The organism is Cupriavidus alkaliphilus, from assembly GCF_014191175.1.
GTDB lineage: Bacteria > Pseudomonadota > Gammaproteobacteria > Burkholderiales > Burkholderiaceae > Cupriavidus > Cupriavidus alkaliphilus.
The window spans coordinates 240181-258740 of record NZ_JACHWE010000006.1; the positions used below are offsets into that span (position 1 = coordinate 240181).

Below are 18560 nucleotides of genomic sequence, written 5' to 3' on the forward strand. Positions count from 1 at the left end.
ACGCCGTGGCAGAGACCGCAGTTGCAGTCGGAAGCTGGCAGAAGGGTGTAGAGGTATGCGAATTGCATCCGTGGAGGATGATCCGGATCAGGCCGAACTGATCCGGCAGATTTTGGGCGAAGCCGGTTTCGAATGCGAATCCTTCGCCAACGGGGCCGACTTGCTGCGCGCGCTGCGCGAGCGCGCCTACGACCTGCTGCTGGTCGACTGGCAGCTGCCGGGCACCAGCGGCTATGAACTGGTCAGCTGGGTGCGGCAGAAGTCCGGCAACATGCCGCCGATCCTGTTCGTCACCAGCCGCACCGCCGAAGCCGATATCGTCGACGGCCTGACGGTGGGCGCCGACGACTACATGCTCAAGCCCATCCGCGCCGGCGAGCTGGTCGCGCGCGTGCGCTCGCTGCTGCGTCGCGCCTATCCCGAGGCCGCGCAGGAAGTCGAGCTGATCCGGCGCGGCAGCTACACCGTCGATACCCACGCGCGCACCATCACCGTCGGCGGCGAAGCCGCGGTGCTGTCGCCGCGCGAATATGAGCTGGCCCTGTTCCTGTTCCGCAATACCGGGCGCCTGCTGGCGCGCGAGGTGATGGAGCAGGCGGTGTGGGGCCGCGCCATGGGGGCGGGCTCGCGCACGCTCGACACGCATATTTCCCGCTTGCGCCTGAAGCTGGCGCTGCGCCCCGAGAACGGCGTGCGGCTGACCTCGGTGTATTCGCACGGGTATCGTTTCGAAGAGGTTTCCGCGGCCGAAGCGCTGGCGGATGAGGACCGCGATGCGTAGGGTCGTGCGTGGTATCGCGCTGGCCGTACTGGCCGGTGCCGCAGTGCCGGCGCATGCCGGGCCCGCGGGCGCGCAGGGCGCCGACTTTATCTACGTGGTGGAACCGGGCGATACGCTGATCGGGCTGGCCTCACGCTACATGGCATCCGAGCAGGGCTGGCGCACGCTGCAGCGCCTGAACGGCGTGGCCGATCCATACCGGCTGGTGCCGGGATCGCGCGTGCGCATCCCGCTGAGCCAGATCCCGGAACAGGCGGCGTCCGCGCGCGTGGTCCACGTCAGCGGCGAGGTGCGCGCCAACGGCCGGCCGCTGCAGGTCGGCATGACCCTGGACGAGGCCGCGCGCATCGAGACCCCGGCCAGCGGCTCGGCCACGCTCGAACTGCCGGACCGCACCCGCGTCACCTTGCCGCCCGCGACCACCGTGGCGGTGAACCGGCTGCGCACCTTCACGCGCAGCGGCCTGGTCGACAGCGTGATCCGTATCGACAAGGGCGCGGCCGAGACCCGCGTGGCGCCCGGGGGCGGAGGGGTCGGCCGCTTCGAGATGCATACGCCGATGATGGTGACCGGCGTGCGCGGCACCCGTTACCGCGTTTCGGCCGACGCCGGCGGCAGCCGCAGCGAAGTGCTGCAAGGCCGTGTCGGCGTCAGCGCCGCGCGCGCGCGAACGGCAGCGGCACCGGAGCGCGCGATGACCGCGGCGGCGTCGCTCGAGGCCGGCTACGGCATCGGCGTGTCGGCGGGCGGCCGGCTGTCGCAACCGGTGGCGCTGCTGCCGGCGCCGGCCTTGCTGCCGCCCGATGAAACCGTGCTGGGGCCGTCGTTCGAGGCGGCCTGGCAACCGGTGCCGGGCGCCGTGGGCTACCGCGTGCGGGTGGCGCGCGATGCGGCGCTGAGCGAGCTGGTCTGGACCGGCACCGCCGGCGGCGCCGATGCCGCCCGGGTGCGGGTCGATGGCCTGCCGGAAGGCACGCTGTACCTGAGCGTCAGCGCCATCGACCGGCACCGGCTGACCGGGCATGACGCGCAGGCGCCGGTCTCGGTGCGGCTGAACCCGCCGGCACCGTTTACGCAGCAGCCCGCCGCGGATGCAGTGCGCTATGCCGATGCCGTGAGCTTCGAATGGGCCACCGTGCCGAGCGCGGCCCGCTACGAGCTGGCGCTCGCCACCGATGCCGCCTTTACCCGCGACGCCGCCGTCCACGCTGCCGCCGCGTCGCCCGCCGCGCAGGCGCTGGCGCCGGGCCGCTGGTGGTGGCGCGTGCGCAGCGTCGATGCGGCGGGCCTGCCGGGCCCGTGGTCGGACGCGGTGCCGTTCCGCGTCGAGCCCAAGCCGCCGGTGCCGACCCTGCAGGACGACGGCGGCGCGCTGCACATCGGCTGGCCCGATGGCAGCGGCGGCCCCGGCTACCGGGTGCAGCTGGCGGGCGATGCGGGCTTCGCCACGCTGCTGGCGGACGAGCACACCGTCACCAACGCCATCGACCTGCCGCGCCCCGCGCCGGGCGTCTATTTCATCCGCGTGGCACGCGCCGCGCCCGGCGTGGCGCCCGACCCGGCCGCGTTCTCGGCGCCGCAGCGCATTGAAGTCATCGCCATGCTGCGCGATGGGCAGGGCGGCGCAATCGGTTCGGGCGACCGGCCGGACGGCGGTGGCCGCATCCGGCTCCGCTGACGCGCCCGCCGCGCCGGGCGCGCGCGCCCAGCCGCCTGCGGCGGGGCGCGCCTTCGGCCGGCGCACGCTGCTCGAATGGTGCCTGCTGGCCGCCGCGGTACTGGCGCTGGTGATGCTGGCGGCGCGCCAGGGCTGGACCGAACGCGCCGACCTGGCCGCCTACGACATCGCCATCGGCACCCAGCATCATCCCGCCCGCCACGACATCGTCATCGTCGGCATCGACGACGCCAGCATCACCGCCATCGGCCGCTGGCCGTGGCGGCGCGCGGTGCTGGCGCAGCTGATCGAACGCATAGCCGCCGGCGGCCCGCGCGTGATCGGCGTCGACGTGATCCTGTCCGAGCGCGATACCCGCTACCCGCAAGACGACGCCGTGCTGGCGCGCAGCATGGCGCTGGCCGGCAACGTGGTGCTGCCGGTGCTGGCCGAGCCCGGCCCCGCCGGGATGCTGGTGCGCTACCCGCTGGCCGGGTTGGGCGCCGCCGTCGGCCATATCAACATGGTGGTCGACACCGACGGCGTGGCGCGCCAGGTCTACCTGCGCGAAGGCCCGCACCCGGTGGCCGCCGCCGGCGTGCCGCACCTGGCCGCGGTGATGGCGGGCTTCGGCCGCGCCGGCGCGCTGCCCGAGGGCGCGCGCCACGAGCCGGCCGTGGTCGCCGAAGCCAATGGCTGGGAACGCAGCGGCCGCCTGCGCATCCCGTATGCCGGCCCGCCCGGCACCTTTGCCCGCGTGTCGGTGCGCGACGTGCTGGAGCGCCGCATCGACCCGGCCATGTTTGCCGGCAAGGCGGTGCTGATCGGCGCGCTCGCCACCGGCATGGGCGACGTGCTGCCGACGCCGGTCTCGCGCGATGGCCGCGGCATGAGCGGCGTTGAGATTCTGGCCAACACGGTGCAGGCGGTGACCGACGGCGATGCCATTGTCGCGGTGTCGCCGGCATGGCAGGCCGGCGGCACGCTGCTGGCGGTGCTGCTGGCCGCGCTGGCCGCGCTGCGGTTGCCGCCGCGTGGCGCGCTGGTCGCCACCGGGCTGCTGCTGGCGGGCCTGCTGCTGGGGTCGCTGGCGCTGCTGGCACTGGCTCGGCTATGGTTTGCGCCAGCCGCCGCGGTGCTGGGCTGTGTGCTGTTCTATCCGTTGTGGAGCTGGCTGCGCCAGGAAGCGGCGCTGCGCTTCTTGACCGACGAGCTGGCGCGGCTGGAGCGCGAGCCCGGCGTGATGGCCGCGCCGCGCCACCCCGGCGCCACGCTCGACAGCCGCATGCGCGCGGTCTACGGCATGAGCGCGCAACTGCGCGGCCTGCGCCGTTTCCTTGCCGACGGGCTGGAAAGCCTGCCCGATGCCACCGCCATCTGCGACCTGGACGGCGGCGTGCTGCTGGCCAACCGGCGCTGCGTGGCGCTGGCCCCGGCGGTGCTGGCGCGCGTACCGGCAGGACCCGCGGAGCCGGGCCTGCAGCGCCCCGGCATCCGCGCGCTGATCGAGGCGGTGTGCCCGGCGCCGGCGCCGGCGCTGGCGTACTGGCAGGCACTGCACGACCGCCATGCGGGCGCGCCTGCGGCGCGGACCCAGGCTTCGGCGCCGGTGCCCGAGGGCGGCATCGAAGTGTCCGGGCGCGGCGACCGCCGCTACCTGCTGCACGGCGCGCCGCTGCATGGCGAATCCGGCGCCGTGGCCGGCCTGATCGTCAGCGTGATCGACATCACCGCGATCCGCCTGGCAGAGCGCCAGCGCGAGCAGATGCTGCGCTTCCTGTCGCACGACATGCGCTCGCCGCAGGCGTCGATCCTGGCGCTGATCGAACTGGAACAGCGGCGCGCGCAGCAGGCGGGCACCAGCGCCGGCGATGCCGCCGCGGACAGCGGGGTGCTGGCCCGCATCGGGGCGCATGCGCGCCGCACCCTGACGCTGGCCGACGATTTCATCAGCGTTGCGCGCGCGGAGTCGAAGGCGCTGGCGTTCATGGAAGTAGAGCTTGGCGGACTGGTGCTCGACGCCACCGACCAGCTGTGGGCGCTGGCCAAGGCACGCGAGGTGTCCTTGCAGATCGACCTGCCCGACGATCCCGCGGTGCTGCAGGGCGAACCCGCGTTGCTGGTGCGCGCCATCGCCAACCTGGTCAGCAATGCGATCAAGTTCAGCCCGGCGGGCGGGACCGTGACGGTGTCGCTGACGCGCGCTGCCGAGCGTTTCGTGGTCGCCGTGCAGGACCATGGACCAGGCATTGCCGTGGCCGACCAGGCACGGCTGTTCGAGCCGTTCGCGCGGCTGCACGAGGGCCAGCAGGGCGCGCCGGAAGGGACCGGGCTGGGCCTGGTGCTGGTGCGCGCCGTCGCCGAGCGGCATGGCGGCCAGGCCAGCGTGCGCAGCCAGCCCGGCATGGGTGCGGTGTTCCGCATCGAGCTGCCGTTTTCCCCGACCTCGCAGCCCGCCTCGGTATGACGTGAGCACAGCCCGGGACGCGTTTCGGGGCACTGCCTGTTACGGCCGCCGACACAATTGTTGGCAGTCGCAGACGGGGGATTTGCGTAGCATCGGATCACCGCTGGAGCCGCATCCGGTGGTCTTCACGCCCACGCCAGCTCCCCCACGGCTGTAACTGGCGTGGGCGGCTTTTTTTGCCCCCGGCGCGAAACGAGGTGCGAAACCAGGGGCGAAACTAAGCGCGAAACGTCAGGATAAAGCGCGTCTTGCCTGCCTCGGACGACACGCCGATTGCGCCACCGTGCGCGGCGACGATGGCCTGCGTGATCGCCAGCCCCAGCCCCAGTCCCGCGCCATCGGACTCGGGTCGCGCGCGCGACTTGTCGGCGCGGAAGAAGCGGTCGAACAGCGCGGGCAACAACTCCGGCCGGATGGTCTCGCCTTCGTTCTCCACCACCACCTGCACCGCGTCGGCAGCCGGCGTGATTTCCACCACGATGCCCTTGCCCGCGGGCGTATGCCGCAGCGCGTTCGACAACAGGTTGCTCAGCGCCCGGCGCAGCATCAGCCGATCGCCGGTGATGCGGCCGCGGCCGCGCAGCGTGAGCCGCACGCCCTTGTCCTCGGCGAGCGCATCGTAGAAATCGAACAGCGCCTCGACTTCATCCGCCACCTCGATCGGTTCCGCGCTGGGCAGCGTGATGCCATGCTCGGTCTTGGCCAGGTACAGCATGTCCGAGACCATGCGCGAGAGCCGCTGCAGTTCTTCCACGTTCGAGGCCAGCACGTCGCGGTAGCGCGCCGCGTCGCGCGGCTGCGACAGCACCACCTGGGTCTGCGTCATCAGGTTGGTGATCGGCGTGCGCAGCTCGTGCGCGAGGTCCGACGAGAATTCCGAAAGGCGGGCGAAGTCGCGCTGCAGGCGCTCCAGCATCGCGTTGAGGGTGGCGGCCAGGTCCGCCATTTCCACCGGCACGGTCTCGACCGGCATGCGCTCGTCCAGCTTGTGCGCGGTGACGGTGCGTGCGCGCGAGGCCATGGTGCGCAGCGGCGACAGCCCGCGGCGCGCCGCCCACCAGCCCAGCAGCCCGCTCGCCAGCGCCGCCAGCGTGCCGTAGAACGCCAGCGTGTTGCGGAACGCGTGCAGGAAGTGGTCATGCAGCGCCGTGTCCATGCCGACCAGCACCTGCAGCGCGTCCGGCTGGCCGCCGGCGGGCGCCACCGCCAGCTGCGCGCGCAGGCCGCGATAGGTCTGGCCCTGCTGTTCCCAGGCAAAGGCGTCGTTTCCTGCCGGCGCCTGCGCGGCGGCCGCCAGCGCCGGGCGGAAATCGAAATCGCGCGTGGCGTACAGGCGCTTGCCATCGGTGCCACGCACTTCGGCGACGAAGCCGGCATGGTGTTCCAGCGCCGGGCCCAGCCGTTGCGGCAGCGACGCCGCCGGGCCGTCGGCCGCGATCTTTTCGATCAGCCGCACGTTGTCGGCCAGCACGGCGTAGTCCTCGTCGGCGAAATGATCGTCGATCGCCAGCCAGATCAGCACGCCCAGCCCCAGCAGCACCGCCGCCGACGACAGCGAGAACAGGATGGTGAGCCGTGCCGTCAGCGACAGCCGGGGCTTCATGTGGGCTGCCCGTCGTTTGCCGGCGGCGCGTCTGCCGCGTCGGCGGCTTCGGGCGCCTCCAGCACATAGCCCATGCCGCGCACGGTCTGGATCAGGCGGGCCTCGAAGCCGTCGTCGATCTTGGCGCGCAGGCGCCGGATGGCGACGTCGATGACATTGCTGTCGCTGTCGAAGTTCATGTCCCATACCTGCGAGGCGATCAGCGAGCGCGGCAGCACCTCGCCGCGGCGGCGCGCCAGCAGTTCCAGCAGCGCGAACTCCTTGCTGGTCAGCGTGATGCGGCGTCCGGCGCGCGTGGCGCGGCGGCGCGTCAGGTCCAGCACCAGGTCGGCCACCTGGATGCGGTCCAGCGTCATCTGCGCGGTGCCCCGGCGCAGCAGCGTGCGCACGCGGGCCAGCAGTTCAGAGAAGGCGAACGGCTTGACCAGGTAGTCGTCGGCCCCCAGCTCCAGCCCCTTGACGCGGTCGGCCACGCTGTCGCGCGCGGTCAGGAACAGCACCGGCACGGGGTTCTGCCCCGCGCGCAGCGCCTGCACGATGCGCCAGCCGTCCACGTCCGGCAGCATCACGTCCAGGATGATCAGGTCGTAGGGCTCGGTCATGGCCATGTGCTGGCCGTCCAGTCCGTTGCGCACCAGGTCGACGACGAAGCCCGCCTCGGTCAGCCCCTGGCGCAGGTATTCGCCGGTCTTGGATTCGTCCTCCACCACAAGCAGTTTCATCAGCACTTTCCTTACGCGTCGGGCCCGCCGATCGCCCTGCAGATTGCTATTCATTACGGCCAGGCAACTCTACGCCGGCGTTGCCGGCGCCAACATGACCGCAAGATTACCGGATTGTCATTTTCCGGTCAGACCGCGGTAGGGTGGCGCTGGCTACGCTTGGCGTGCCGACTAACCGAACCGACGTGACATGCGACGCCATCCAAGCCCCGGCCGCCCAGCGCTGCCCCATTTGCTGCCTGATCCGCTCTCCGGATTGCCGGACCTGCGGCGCCGCCGCTTCGTGCAGGGGCTGGCCGCCGGCGGCGTAGTCGTCGGCCTGGCGGGGTTTGGCGGCAGCGCCTGGGCGCAGCATGCCGGGCACGGCGGCGGCGGCGCGCGCGACGGGCAGCCTGCCCCGGCGGGCAGCGGTGCCGGCCCGGTGCTGCGCGGCACCGAGTTCGACCTGGTGATCGGCGAATCGCTGGTCAACTACACCGGCAAGCCGGCCATCGCCACCACCATCAACGGCATGCTGCCCGGCCCGACGCTGCGCTGGCGCGAGGGCGACACCGTCACCATCCGCGTGACCAACCGCCTGCGCGAGGCCACCTCGATCCACTGGCACGGCATCATCCTGCCTTACCAGATGGACGGCGTGCCCGGCATCAGCTTCCCGGGCATCCCGCCCGGCGAGACCTTCACCTACCGCTTCAAGGTCACGCAGACCGGCAGCTACTGGTATCACTCGCACTCCGGCTTCCAGGAGATGACCGGCGTGTACGGCGGCATCGTCATCGATCCGGCCGCCGGGCACGAGCGCGCGCACGCCGACCGCGACCATACCGTGCTGCTGTCGGACTGGACCGACGAAGACCCGATGCGGGTGCTGAACAAGCTCAAGATCCAGGGCGATTACTACAACTACAACCAGCCCACGGTGGTCGACTTCTTCCGCGACGTGTCGCGCGACGGCCTGAAGCAGGCGCTGGACAAGCGCCGCATGTGGAACCAGATGCGGATGAGCCCGACCGACCTGGCGGACTTGTCCAGCGCCACTCTGACCCACCTGGCCAACGGCGTCACGCCGGCCGGCAACTGGACCGGCCTGTTCCGCCGCGGCGAGACCGTGCGCCTGCGCTTTATCAACGGCTCGGGCAACACCTTCTACGACGTGCGCATCCCCGGCCTCGAGCTGCGCGTGGTGCAGGTCGACGGACAGGACATCGAGCCCGTCACCGTCGACGAATTCCGCTTCGGTCCGGGCGAGACCTGCGACGCCATCGTGACCCCGCGCGACGACGCCTACACCCTGTTCGCGCAGTCGATGGACCGCACCGGCTATGCGCGCGGCACGCTGGCGGTCCGCGAAGGCCTGTCGGCGCCGGTGCCCGCGCTGGACCGCGCCGAATGGCTGATCATGACCGACATGATGGGCGCGATGACGGGACATGGCGGCCACGGAGGACATGGCGGACATGGCGGACATGGCGGACATGGCGGACATGGCGGACATGGCGCTCACGCCGGCCATGGTGCGATGCCGATGGCCGGCATGGACCACGCCGGCATGGACCACAGCCAGCACGCGATGGCGCCCGCCGATGCGCTGCGGGTGCCCAGCAAGACCGCACGCCATGCCCGCACCGAATACGGGGCCAGCACCGACATGCGCGTCGACATGGCCCGCACCAACCTCGACGACCCCGGCATCGGCCTGCGCAACAACGGCAGGCGCGTGCTGACGCTGGCCGACCAGCACACCATTGGCGGGGCCATGGATGCGCGCGGCCCGGGGCGCGAGGTCGAGCTGCACCTGACCGGCAATATGGAACGCTATACGTGGTCGTTCGACGGCGTCGAGTTCGGCAAGTCCACGCCGATCTACTTCAAGCATGGCGAACGGCTGCGCGTGATCCTGCACAACGACACCATGATGACCCACCCCATGCACCTGCACGGCATGTGGAGCGAGCTGGAGGCGCCCGACGGCAGCTTCCAGGCGCGGCGCCACACCATCCCGGTGCAGCCGGCGCAGCGCATCAGCTTCCTGGTCACGGCCGATGCCCTGGGGCGCTGGGCCTGGCATTGCCACCTGATGCTGCATATGGATGCGGGCATGTTCCGCGAAGTGGTGGTGGCGTGATGATGCGAGCCGAACTCTCGATGCCGATGCCCGGATACAAGAAGACCATGCTGGCCGCGGCGCTTGCGCTGGGCGCCATGAGCGCAGCCTTTGCGCAGGGCCCGCATGCCGGCCATGCGCACGGCCACGGTCAACCGGCCGCGCCGACAGCGCCCGCCGCGATGCAGGGCATGGACCATAGCCAGATGCAAGGGATGGACCACGGCCAGGTGCAAGGCATGGACCAGCCGGAGATCCAGACCATGGATGGCGCCAATGCGCCGCCGCAAGAGGCGGCCCCGGCCATGGACCATGGCGACATGAAGATGCAGGGCGGCAGCGCCCCGCCCGACGCGCGCGATCCGCACGCTTATTCCGGCGGCTACCAACTCGGTGTCGGCCAGTATGCGCTGGGCGACAAGCGCCAGCTGGTGATGGCCGACGAGCACCTGTTCGCGTCGGTGCTGGTCGACCGCCTGGAATGGGCACATGCCAACGGCCACAATGCCGCCGCCTACGAGGCGCAGGCGTGGTTCGGCAACAGCTTCGACAAGCTGGTGCTCAAGGCCGAGGGCGAGGCCTCCAGGGGCAAGCTGCACGAAGCCCGCACCGAGCTGCTGTGGGGCCATGCCGTGGCCAGCTACTGGGACACCCAGCTGGGCCTGCGCAACGACGCCGGCAGCGGGCGCCCGGCGCGCAACTGGCTGGCGTTCGGCGTGCAGGGGCTGGCGCCGTACTGGTTCGAGGTCGACGCCACCGCCTATGTCGGCACCAGCGGGCGCACCGCGCTGCGGCTGTCGGCGGAGTATGAACTGCTGCTGACGCAGCGCCTGATCCTGCAGCCGCGCATCGAGGCCAATCTCTATGGCAAGAACGATCCGGAAGTGGGCATCGGCAGCGGCTTGTCCAACGGCACCGTGGGACTGCGGCTGCGCTATGAGTTCAGCCGGCAGTTCGCCCCGTATATCGGCGTGGAGCGCTACCAGGCCTTCGGCAATACCGCGGACATGATCCGCACCGCCGGCGGCAAGTCGGGCGAAACGCGCTTCGTCGCCGGCGTCCGCGTGTGGTTCTGACGCGGCCGCCTGGACCATCGCACTTCTACATCCCTCAGCGGAGACCATAATGCATGCCAATCGCCCCCTGATCCACGCCATGACCGCGGCCATCGCCGCGCTGGCCAGCAGCCTTGCCTTCGCGCATCCCAGGCTGGAATCGTCGACGCCCGCCGACAAGGCCGAGGTGCCCGCGCCGCAGAAGATCGAGCTGCGCTTCTCCGAGACTCTCGTCACCCAGTTTTCCGGCGCCAACCTGGTGATGACCGGGATGCCGGGCATGGCCAACCATGCACCGATGAAGATGGCGGTGAAGGTCTCGGGCAGCGATGACCCCAAGACCATGGTCATCACCCCCACCCAGCCGCTGCCACCGGGCAGCTACCGGGTGGACTGGCGCGCGGTCTCGTCCGACACCCATCCCGTCAACGGCAACGTTACGTTCACGGTGAAGTAATTGGCGCAGCCGGAATGGCTGGCCGCCGGGCTGCGCCTGGCGCTTTATCTGGACCTCGCCCTGGTGTTCGGGCTGCCGCTGTTCTGCCTGTACACACTGCAACGGCACGAACGCGCCGGCCGCTTCGCGCGCCGTTGCCGTGCGCTGGCGCTGGGTGGCGCCGGCGTGGGCATCGCCCTGTCGCTGCTGGCCCTGGTGGAGATGGCGCGCGCCATGACCGGCGCGACGGACTATGCCGCCCTGCAGGCCCATGTGCTGGCGATGATCGTCACCGGGACCGATTTCGGCGTGGCCTGGTGCGTGCGCATGGCGGCCCTGCTGTTGTTCGTGCTGGCCGGCATGAACCTGCGCCGCTTGCCCCGCTTGCCCCGCTTGCGCCCACCCTGCGCCGTGCTGGCCGCGTATGGCGGCGTGGCGCTGGCCACGCTGGCGTGGGGCGGGCATGGCGCGATGCACGACGGCGCGGTGCGCTACCTGCACCTGGCGTCGGACGTCGCCCACTTGCTGGCCGCGGGCGCATGGGTGGGAGCGCTGGCGGCGTTCCTGCTGCTGGCGTGGCCCGGGCCGACGCCGCACCGCCGGGCGCTTGCGCTGCTGAGCCGCAGCGCCAACGGCTTCGCGCGCATCGGCACCCGCATCGTGGCCCTGCTGGTGATGACCGGCGCGCTCAATTACTGGCTCATCGCCGGGCCGGTGATACCTGAATTCGCGCCGATGTCCTACGGCGGGCTGCTGGCGGCCAAGCTTGGGTTGTTTGCCGCCATGCTCGGGCTGGCGGCGGCGAACCGGTTTGCGCTGGCGCCGCGGCTGGAAGCGGCCGCGCGCACCGGCGAGCGGGGCCCGGCGCTGCAGGCAGTGCGGGCGCTGCGGCGCAGCCTGCTGTTCGAAGCCGGCACCGCCACGCTGGTGCTGGCGCTGGTGGCGGTGCTGGGCATGCTGTCGCCGACGCCGGCATGACTGCCGCGCTGCCGGGCGGGTGGGCAACTTAGCGCTCGCGCAAGGCCTCGGCGGCGCGGCGCAGCGGCTTGAGCAGGTAATCCAGCACGGTGCGCCGGCCGGTGCGGATCTCGGCCGTGGCGACCATGCCGGGCAGGATCGGGTGGCGCTTGCCGTCGCTGGTTTCCAGGTAGGCGTGGTCGGTCAGCACGTAGACGCGGTAGTAGTAGATGCGCTTGTCGACCTGGTCTTCGATGGTGTCGGGCGAGATCCGGTCGACGCGGGCCGGCAGCGTGCCGTAGATCGACGGCTCGAACGCCGTGATCTTGACCGTGGCCGGCTGCGCCGGGTGGATGAAGGCAATGTCGCGCGGGCTCAGCCGCGCCTCGATCAGCAACTGGTCGCCCAGCGGCACGATTTCCATCAGCACGCCGCCGGGGCCGACCACGCCGCCGATGGTGGAGACGCGGATGTCCTTGACGATGCCGCGCGCCGGGGAATTGATGGCGGTGCGGCGCAGCTGGTCGGCACGGCCTTCGCGCACCTTCAGCAGCGGGCCCAGGTCGGCCATGGTGGTGGCGTAGTCGGCCTTCAGCGCCACGTAGTATTCGCTCTGCGTGGCGGCAAGCTTGGTCGAGAACTCGGCCACCTTCTGCCGCAGCCGCAGCACCTCGACTTCATTGGTGGCGCCGGTGCGCAGCAGCGGGATGGCGATCTGCAACTCGTTCTCGGCCAGCCGCAGCTGCTCGCGCAGGTTGCCGACATTCTCGCGGAAGGCACGACGGTTGGCGGTGAAAAGCTGGCGCTCGCGATCAACCACCGCGGCGTTGCCCGCCAGCTCGGCCGGGAAGGCAACATTGGCGGCATCGTTCATTTCCGCGTGCAGCCGCGCCGCACGCGCTTGCAGCGCCGCGATCCGCTCCAGCGTCTCCTCCATCGAAGCGCGCGCCTGCACCGGGTCGAGCGTGGCCAGTTGCTGCCCGGCTTCGACCACGTCGCCCTCGCGCACCGCCAGCTCGGCCAGGATGCCGCCCTCCAGGCTCTGGATGATCTGTCCCTTGGACGCCGGCGTGACGCGGCCCTCGCCGATTGCCACTTCATCCAGCCCGGCCAGCGCCGCCCATAGCAGGAACAGCGTCAGCGCCGCCACGATCACCCACAGCAGGTAGCGCGGGCCCGTGGGCTCTGCGCCGATGCGAATCCAGTCCGCGGCCGCTTTCGTGTCCATCCCCGTGCCCATGTTCAGCCTCCTGCCGCATCCGGCGCGCCCGCGGCCTGCGCGCCCTTGCCGCGCAGCGCGGCCAGCACCGCATCCTTGGGGCCGTCGCGCACGATGCGCCCGTTGTCGACGACGATAATGCGATCGACCAGCGCCAGCACCGCGTAGCGGTGCGTGGCGACCACCAGCGTGCGCTGGCCCAGCCAGGGCCGCAGCCGTGCGATCACGGCCTGCTCGGTAGCCTCGTCCAGCGACGCGGTGGGCTCGTCCAGCAGCAGTACGTTGGGCGCGCGCAGCAGCGTGCGCGCCAGGATCAGCGCCTGCTTCTGGCCGCCGGACAGGCCCACGCCGTTCTCGCGGATGGTCAGGTCCAGCCCGTGCACCTGGTTCAGCAGCAGCCGGTCGGCGCACGCCAGCCGCAGCGCCTGCAGCATGGCCTCGTCGGTGGCGAGCGGATCGGCCACCAGCAGGTTGTCGCGCAAGGTGCCGTAGAACAGGCTGGATTCCTGCATCACCATGCCGACGTCGCGGCGCACGTCGGCGGGATCGATCAGCGGCAAGGGCGTGTCGTTGAACAGGATGCGGCCCTGCACCGGCGTCGCCAGCCCGCCCAGCAGGCGCAGCAGCGTCGACTTGCCGGCGCCGACGCGGCCCAGCACCGCAATGCGCTCGCCGGGCGCGATCTGCAGCTGCGGGATGTTGAGCACCGGCTTTTCCTGTGGGTCGAAGCCGTACTCCACCTGCTCGAAGCGATAGCGCCCCACCAGCGCGGGCCGGTGGTAGGCGTCGCGCGCCGGGTCGTGGTCCAGCGGCAGGCCCAGCAGCGCATCCAGTCCCTGCTTGCCGACGCGCGCGTTCTGGATGCGCCCCAGCACCGCGGGGATCTGCGACAGCGGCGCGATGGTGCGGCTGGTCAGGATCGAGCAGGCCAGCACCGCGCCGAATGACAGGCCGCCGTCGAGGATGCCATGCACGCCTGCCACCAGCACCCCGACATAGGCCAGCTGCTGCACCGTCTGCGACAGGTTCAGCAGCAGCCCGGCGATAAAGCGCTGCTTCAGGCCGATCTCGCCGTTGACCGCGTTGACCTGGTCCCACAGCCTGCGAAAGCGCGGCTCGGCCTGCAGGGTCTTGATGTCCTCGGCCCGGTAGATCGATTCCATCAGGATCGCGTTGCGCAGCGCGGCCTCGCTCATGCCCTGCTGCGACAGCCGCGCCAGCGGAATCTGCGCCACCAGGCCGGGCAGCACCAGCAGCGGGATCGCCACCAGCGGCACCAGCACCAGCCAGCCGCCCAGCAGCCAGATGATGACCAGGAAGCCGGCGACGAAGGGCAGGTCGATCAGCACCCCGAGCGTGCTCGAGGTGAGCAGCTCGCGCAGCTGTTCCAGGTCGCGCAGCTGCGCCACCAGCGTGCCGGGCGAGCGCGGGCGCGCATCGTTGCGGATATCCAGCACGCGCGCGAAGAACATCGCCGACAGCCGCTGGTCGACCTGCTTGCCGAAATGATCGGCGATCGACACCCGCACGGTGCGGATCAGCAGCTCCAGCAACAGTGCCAGCGCCACGCCGCTGGCCAGCACCCACAGCGTATGCAGCGAGCGCGCCGGCACCACGCGGTCCCACACCTGCATCGCGAACAGCGAGGTGCCGACCGCCAGCAGGTTGCCGAACAGCGAGCCCGCGCCCAGCTCCACCAGCGTGCGCCAGTTGGCGGTGAAGATGCTGCCGAGCCAGCCTTCCGGGCGCGCGGCCAGGTAGGCGTCGAGACGGCCGCTGCGCGGCGCCACCCGCTCGCGCACCAGCAGCAGGCGCACGGTGCCGTCGCCGTCCTGCGGCGCCAGCGCCGCCAGCGCGGGAGTGCGTTCGATGGTGCCGGCGTCGGTGGGCAGCTGCAGCACCGCCTTGCCGTCGGCGATGCCCGTCAGCAGGCCGATGCGGGCCCCGTCCAGCACCACCAGCGCGGGCAGCAGCAGCGGCGACAGCGCGGCCGCGGGCAGGTCGGCAAACTGGGCCGACAAGCCCGCGGCGGCGGCCATCTCGACCACGGCGCGGTCGGCGTCGGCGCGATCGGCCCAGGCGGCCGCGCCGCGCACAAGGTCCGGCGAAGGCGACAGCCCGAGCTGGCGGGCGGCCAGCAGCAGGGCCTCGGCCCAGGCCAATGCCGGCTGCGCCGAGTGCGCGGGCTGCGCCGGCGCGCCGCCATCGTGGGGTTTGGCGCCGGCCGGCGTAGTGCCGGCACTCGGCGTGTCAAGGGTGGCTTGCACTGTCGTGCTCCCGCAGCAAGGCCACGAACCTGCCGGTGGCGGCGTGCGCCTTGATGCGCGCCAGCATGCCGTCGGCGACCGCGCCGATCCATTCCTGCTCGGCCAGGAAGATCTCGCGCTCGGGATTGAGCACGTCGGTCAGGGTCCGCTTGTTGAGGATGTATTCCTGCCAGTACAGGTCGCGCGAAGCGCGCAGCAGCGCGATCATCTGCGCGTAGCTTTGCGTGCGCGCCGCGGCGCCGGCCGCCTCGGTGGCGGCGGAATGCAGCGTGGTGCGAGCCAGCAGCCGCTCGTTGTCCAGCGCCTGCTGGGCCGCGCGCTGGCCGGCGCGGGCGGCGTCGATGCGGTGCCGGTTCAGCCCGCCCAGCGAGAAGTCGCCGGCGATCGCCACGCCGATCCAGGTGTCGTCGTTGGCATTGGCCCGCCCGGTCGACACCGAGCGGCTGACGCCGACGCTGACCGACGGGAAGCGCTCGGCCTCGGCCAGCGTTACGCGCGCGTGCGCGGCCTCGGCCGCGGCCGCGGCGGCCAGCACCTTGGGCGTGTGCTCGATGTCGTCGCCCTCGTCGCCCAGGCTGCGGACTTCATCTTCGGTACGTGCCAGTTCGGCCACGCGCTCGGGCCGCACCCCGATCAGCTCGGCCAGGCGCGACGCCGCCACGTCGAAACGGGTACGCGCGCGCAGTGTCTCGGTGCGGGCACGCTGGATCGCGACGTCGGCCATGGTGCCGTCCGAGCTGACCGACAGTCCCGCGCGCACGCGCTGGCCGATCTTGTCGCGCGTGATTGCCAGCGTCTCGAGCTGGCGTTGCGCGGCCGCCATCACCGCCTGGCTCGCGGCCAGCTCGATGTAGATCGAGGCGGTGTTGTAGGCGATCTGCTCGACCGTATCGGACAGCTCATGGCGGCGCTGGACCAGCGAGGCGTCCGCGGCCGAGATCTTGCTGGCGGTGCGGCCGAAGTCGTACAGCAGCTGGCTCACGCCCACCGATGCGCGCGCGCCCATGTCGTTGCCGCCGCTGCCGAAGCTGCCGCCGTAGCCCGGGCGCACGCCATATTCCAGCTTGGGATACCAGGCCGAACGCGCCACCGCGATCTCGGCCTCGCTCTGCGCCACCACCGCGTTGGCGCGGCCGATATCGGGATGCCGCGAGATGGCGATCCCGACGGCCTCGTGCAAGGCCATGCCCGCCAGCGGGATGCGCAAGGCCGCCCGCACACCGTCCGCTGCGGCGGCACCCGGCGCCGGCGCCGGGGCCAGCGGGGCCGTGGCGGCCAGCGCCGGCACGCCGGCTGACGCTGGCACGGGCGCGGCGGCAGCCGGCCCGGCCATCAGCGTGGTCGCCAGCAGTGTGGCGAGGAAAGGTCTTGCCGCGCGCGAGGCGGAGGAACCGGGAAACAAACCGAGGCCGAAGCCGGGGCCGGCGCTCGCGTCGGCGTCAAGGGTCAGTCTGACTGTGAACAAGATGGCGATGCCGTCCGGATGTGTCGATTGCGCCGGCATGCACGCATGGCTGCCGGCGCCACGGCCGGCCCGGCTGCTCGCGCATGCCGCCGGGCCGGGGGCTGCAGGGTCAGACCAGGATCTGTTGGTTGGCCAGCAAGGTCTCCAGGTTGGTGGTCACGTTGGTCAGCGTCGCCAGCGTTTGCGCGCTGTAGTTCGTGCCGGCGCCGTCGCGGTCGATGGCGATCACGGTGTCGGCGCCCTGCTGCGTGGCACTGAGGTACTGGCCGATGTCGTCGCCCGCGTCGATGGTGGCCACGCCATTCTGGTAGTGGGCGGGGCCGTTGGCGTCGGCGGCGTAGCCGACCAGCAGCGCAGACACATCCAGTACGTCGTTGCCGGCCTGCCCTGGCGCGGTGCCCACGGTGAAATCCGTGATCAAGTCGCTGCCGTTGCCGCCGGTGCCGTCGGTGCCGCGCGCCTCCCACAGGAACACGTCGGTGCCGGTGCCGCCGCTCATGGTGTCGTTGCCGGCGCCGCCGATCAGCACGTCGTTGCCACCCTCGCCATTGAGCGTGTCGTCGCCCGCGCCGCCGCGCACCAGGTCGTTGCCGGCGCCGGCATTGATGGTGTCGTTGCCATCGTAGCCATAGAGCCGGTCATTGTCGGCGCTGCCCGTGAGCGTATTGCCCGTGGCATCGCCTTCGATGATCGCCGCCGGCTGGCTGGCGCCGAGCAGGTTGGTCAGCACGCCGGCGCTGACCAGCTGGCTGCCGGTCGACGTGGTGCTCATGCCGGTGGTGTCGGTGGCGGTGATCGTCATGGCGTCGAGCAGGCTCAGGCTGACGCCCAGCAGGCCGCCTTCCAGCGTGATCGAACCGAGCAGTTCGTTCAGGCTCAGGTTGTTGATCGGGCCGCCGCCGATGGCGGAGATAGACAGCGTCGACGATGGGCCGATGACGCCCAGGATGCCCGGGTCGTTCACCACGTTGAAGGTCAGCCCCAGCTCCGCCGCCAGCGCCAGGCTGGCGTCGAGCCGCTGCATGCCAACGCCCAGCAGGCCGCCATACTCGATCACCACGCTGTTGATGTTCTCGTTGTAGTCGCTGGCGGTGAAGAACTGCTGCGCGCTCAGGTCGATCAGCCCCAGCAGGTTGGCATCGGCAATGCCGAGCAAGCCGCCGGCTTCATTGACCGCAGCTTCGGGCGCCACCTGTTGCGCCACTGTGAAAGTCTGGGTGGTGACCGCGCCGATGTTGCCGGCGCTGTCGATTACGTGCGTGGTGATGGTGTAGGTGCCGTCCGCGAGCTGGCCCGGCGGGAACCATTGCCACGTGGTGCCGGTGACCACGGCATTGGTCCAGGTAGCGCCGCCGTCGAGGCTGACTTGCAGCGTCTCGTTGGCGGCCAGCGCCGCGCTGAGCGTGCCGCTGACGACGGGGGTCGTGTCGCCGGTAATCCAGTCGCCGGCGGTACCGGTGTCGTCGGTCAGCGCGGTGACCGTCGCCGTGGCGGTCGGCGCGACCGTATCCACCGTCAGGTTGAACGCGGCGGTCGGGCCGCTGACATTGCCCGCCGCATCCGTGGCGGTGGCGGTCAGCGCGTAGGGACCATCGATCAGCGGCGTGGTCGGCGTGAAGGTCCACGCGCCGGTGGTGGGGTCGGCAACCGTGGTGCCGAGCAGCGTGGTGCCGTTGTAGACGCTGATGGTGCTGCCGGCATCGGCGGTGCCGGTAAGCGTCGGCGTGGAGTCGTTGGTGCTGTCGCCGGAGTTCAGCGGGCTGGCCACCGGGTTGTCGTCGGTGGCACCGGTGATTGCCGGGATCGCGGGCGGCACCGCGTCGATGG

Annotated in this window: 13 protein-coding genes; 7 read left to right on the forward strand and 6 right to left on the reverse strand. The window is 71.2% G+C overall.

Annotation, left to right across the window (positions count from 1 at the left end; genetic code table 11):
* The first annotated feature begins 55 nt into the window (after positions 1-55).
* Genes FHX60_RS21240 through FHX60_RS21250 form a run of 3 tightly spaced genes read left to right on the forward strand, consistent with a single transcriptional unit; the run spans position 56 to position 4905 of the window.
* Positions 56-781 carry a response regulator transcription factor gene (locus FHX60_RS21240; RefSeq protein ID WP_112775888.1) on the forward strand — a complete coding sequence of 242 codons (726 nt, stop codon included), beginning with the start codon at positions 56-58 and terminating at the stop codon, positions 779-781.
* Positions 774-2459, forward strand: coding sequence for a FecR domain-containing protein (locus FHX60_RS21245; protein WP_183284522.1), 1686 nt, complete (start codon positions 774-776; stop codon positions 2457-2459). The genes FHX60_RS21240 and FHX60_RS21245 overlap by 8 nt, the downstream gene beginning before the upstream one ends.
* Complete coding sequence (locus FHX60_RS21250; RefSeq protein ID WP_183284545.1) at positions 2392-4905, forward strand: CHASE2 domain-containing protein; 2514 nt, start codon at positions 2392-2394, stop codon at positions 4903-4905. The genes FHX60_RS21245 and FHX60_RS21250 overlap by 68 nt, the downstream gene beginning before the upstream one ends.
* 217 nt (positions 4906-5122) lie before the next feature.
* Here FHX60_RS21250 and FHX60_RS21255 read toward each other — a convergent pair whose 3' ends face one another.
* The gene (locus FHX60_RS21255; RefSeq protein ID WP_183284523.1) at positions 5123-6508 is read right to left on the reverse strand and encodes a heavy metal sensor histidine kinase; all 1386 of its coding nucleotides are present in this window, start codon (positions 6506-6508) and stop codon (positions 5123-5125) included.
* Positions 6505-7230: a heavy metal response regulator transcription factor gene (locus FHX60_RS21260; RefSeq protein ID WP_092314249.1), complete on the reverse strand. Its 726-nt coding sequence runs from the start codon at positions 7228-7230 to the stop codon at positions 6505-6507. The genes FHX60_RS21255 and FHX60_RS21260 overlap by 4 nt, the downstream gene beginning before the upstream one ends.
* A gap of 190 nt (positions 7231-7420) precedes the next feature.
* On the opposite strand from FHX60_RS21260, the gene FHX60_RS21265 reads away from it, so the two are divergent.
* The 4 genes from FHX60_RS21265 to copD are packed head-to-tail and all read left to right on the forward strand — an operon-like array spanning position 7421 to position 11803.
* Entirely contained in the window at positions 7421-9355 is a 1935-nt protein-coding gene (locus FHX60_RS21265; RefSeq protein ID WP_260164346.1) for a copper resistance system multicopper oxidase, read from the forward strand.
* A gap of 26 nt (positions 9356-9381) precedes the next feature.
* Positions 9382-10410, forward strand: coding sequence for a copper resistance protein B (locus tag FHX60_RS21270; RefSeq protein WP_183284546.1), 1029 nt, complete (start codon positions 9382-9384; stop codon positions 10408-10410).
* 49 nt (positions 10411-10459) lie between these two features.
* The gene (copC, locus tag FHX60_RS21275; RefSeq protein WP_092314245.1) at positions 10460-10846 is read left to right on the forward strand and encodes a copper homeostasis periplasmic binding protein CopC; all 387 of its coding nucleotides are present in this window, start codon (positions 10460-10462) and stop codon (positions 10844-10846) included.
* On the forward strand, positions 10847-11803 hold the full coding sequence (gene copD / locus FHX60_RS21280; RefSeq protein WP_183284525.1) for a copper homeostasis membrane protein CopD: 957 nt from the start codon (positions 10847-10849) through the stop codon (positions 11801-11803).
* A 28-nt stretch (positions 11804-11831) separates the two neighbouring features.
* Here copD and FHX60_RS21285 read toward each other — a convergent pair whose 3' ends face one another.
* The 4 genes from FHX60_RS21285 to FHX60_RS27810 form a co-directional block, all read right to left on the reverse strand.
* On the reverse strand, positions 11832-13010 hold the full coding sequence (locus tag FHX60_RS21285) for a beta-barrel domain-containing protein (protein ID WP_092314628.1): 1179 nt from the start codon (positions 13008-13010) through the stop codon (positions 11832-11834).
* A gap of 14 nt (positions 13011-13024) precedes the next feature.
* On the reverse strand, positions 13025-15163 hold the full coding sequence (locus FHX60_RS21290; RefSeq protein ID WP_183284547.1) for a type I secretion system permease/ATPase: 2139 nt from the start codon (positions 15161-15163) through the stop codon (positions 13025-13027).
* Between the two features lie 88 nt (positions 15164-15251).
* Positions 15252-16601: a TolC family protein gene (locus FHX60_RS21295; protein ID WP_260164370.1), complete on the reverse strand. Its 1350-nt coding sequence runs from the start codon at positions 16599-16601 to the stop codon at positions 15252-15254.
* Positions 16602-16842: 241 nt separating this feature from the next.
* On the reverse strand, positions 16843-18560 hold a 1718-nt coding region (locus FHX60_RS27810), incomplete at its 5' end, for an Ig-like domain-containing protein (protein ID WP_260164352.1).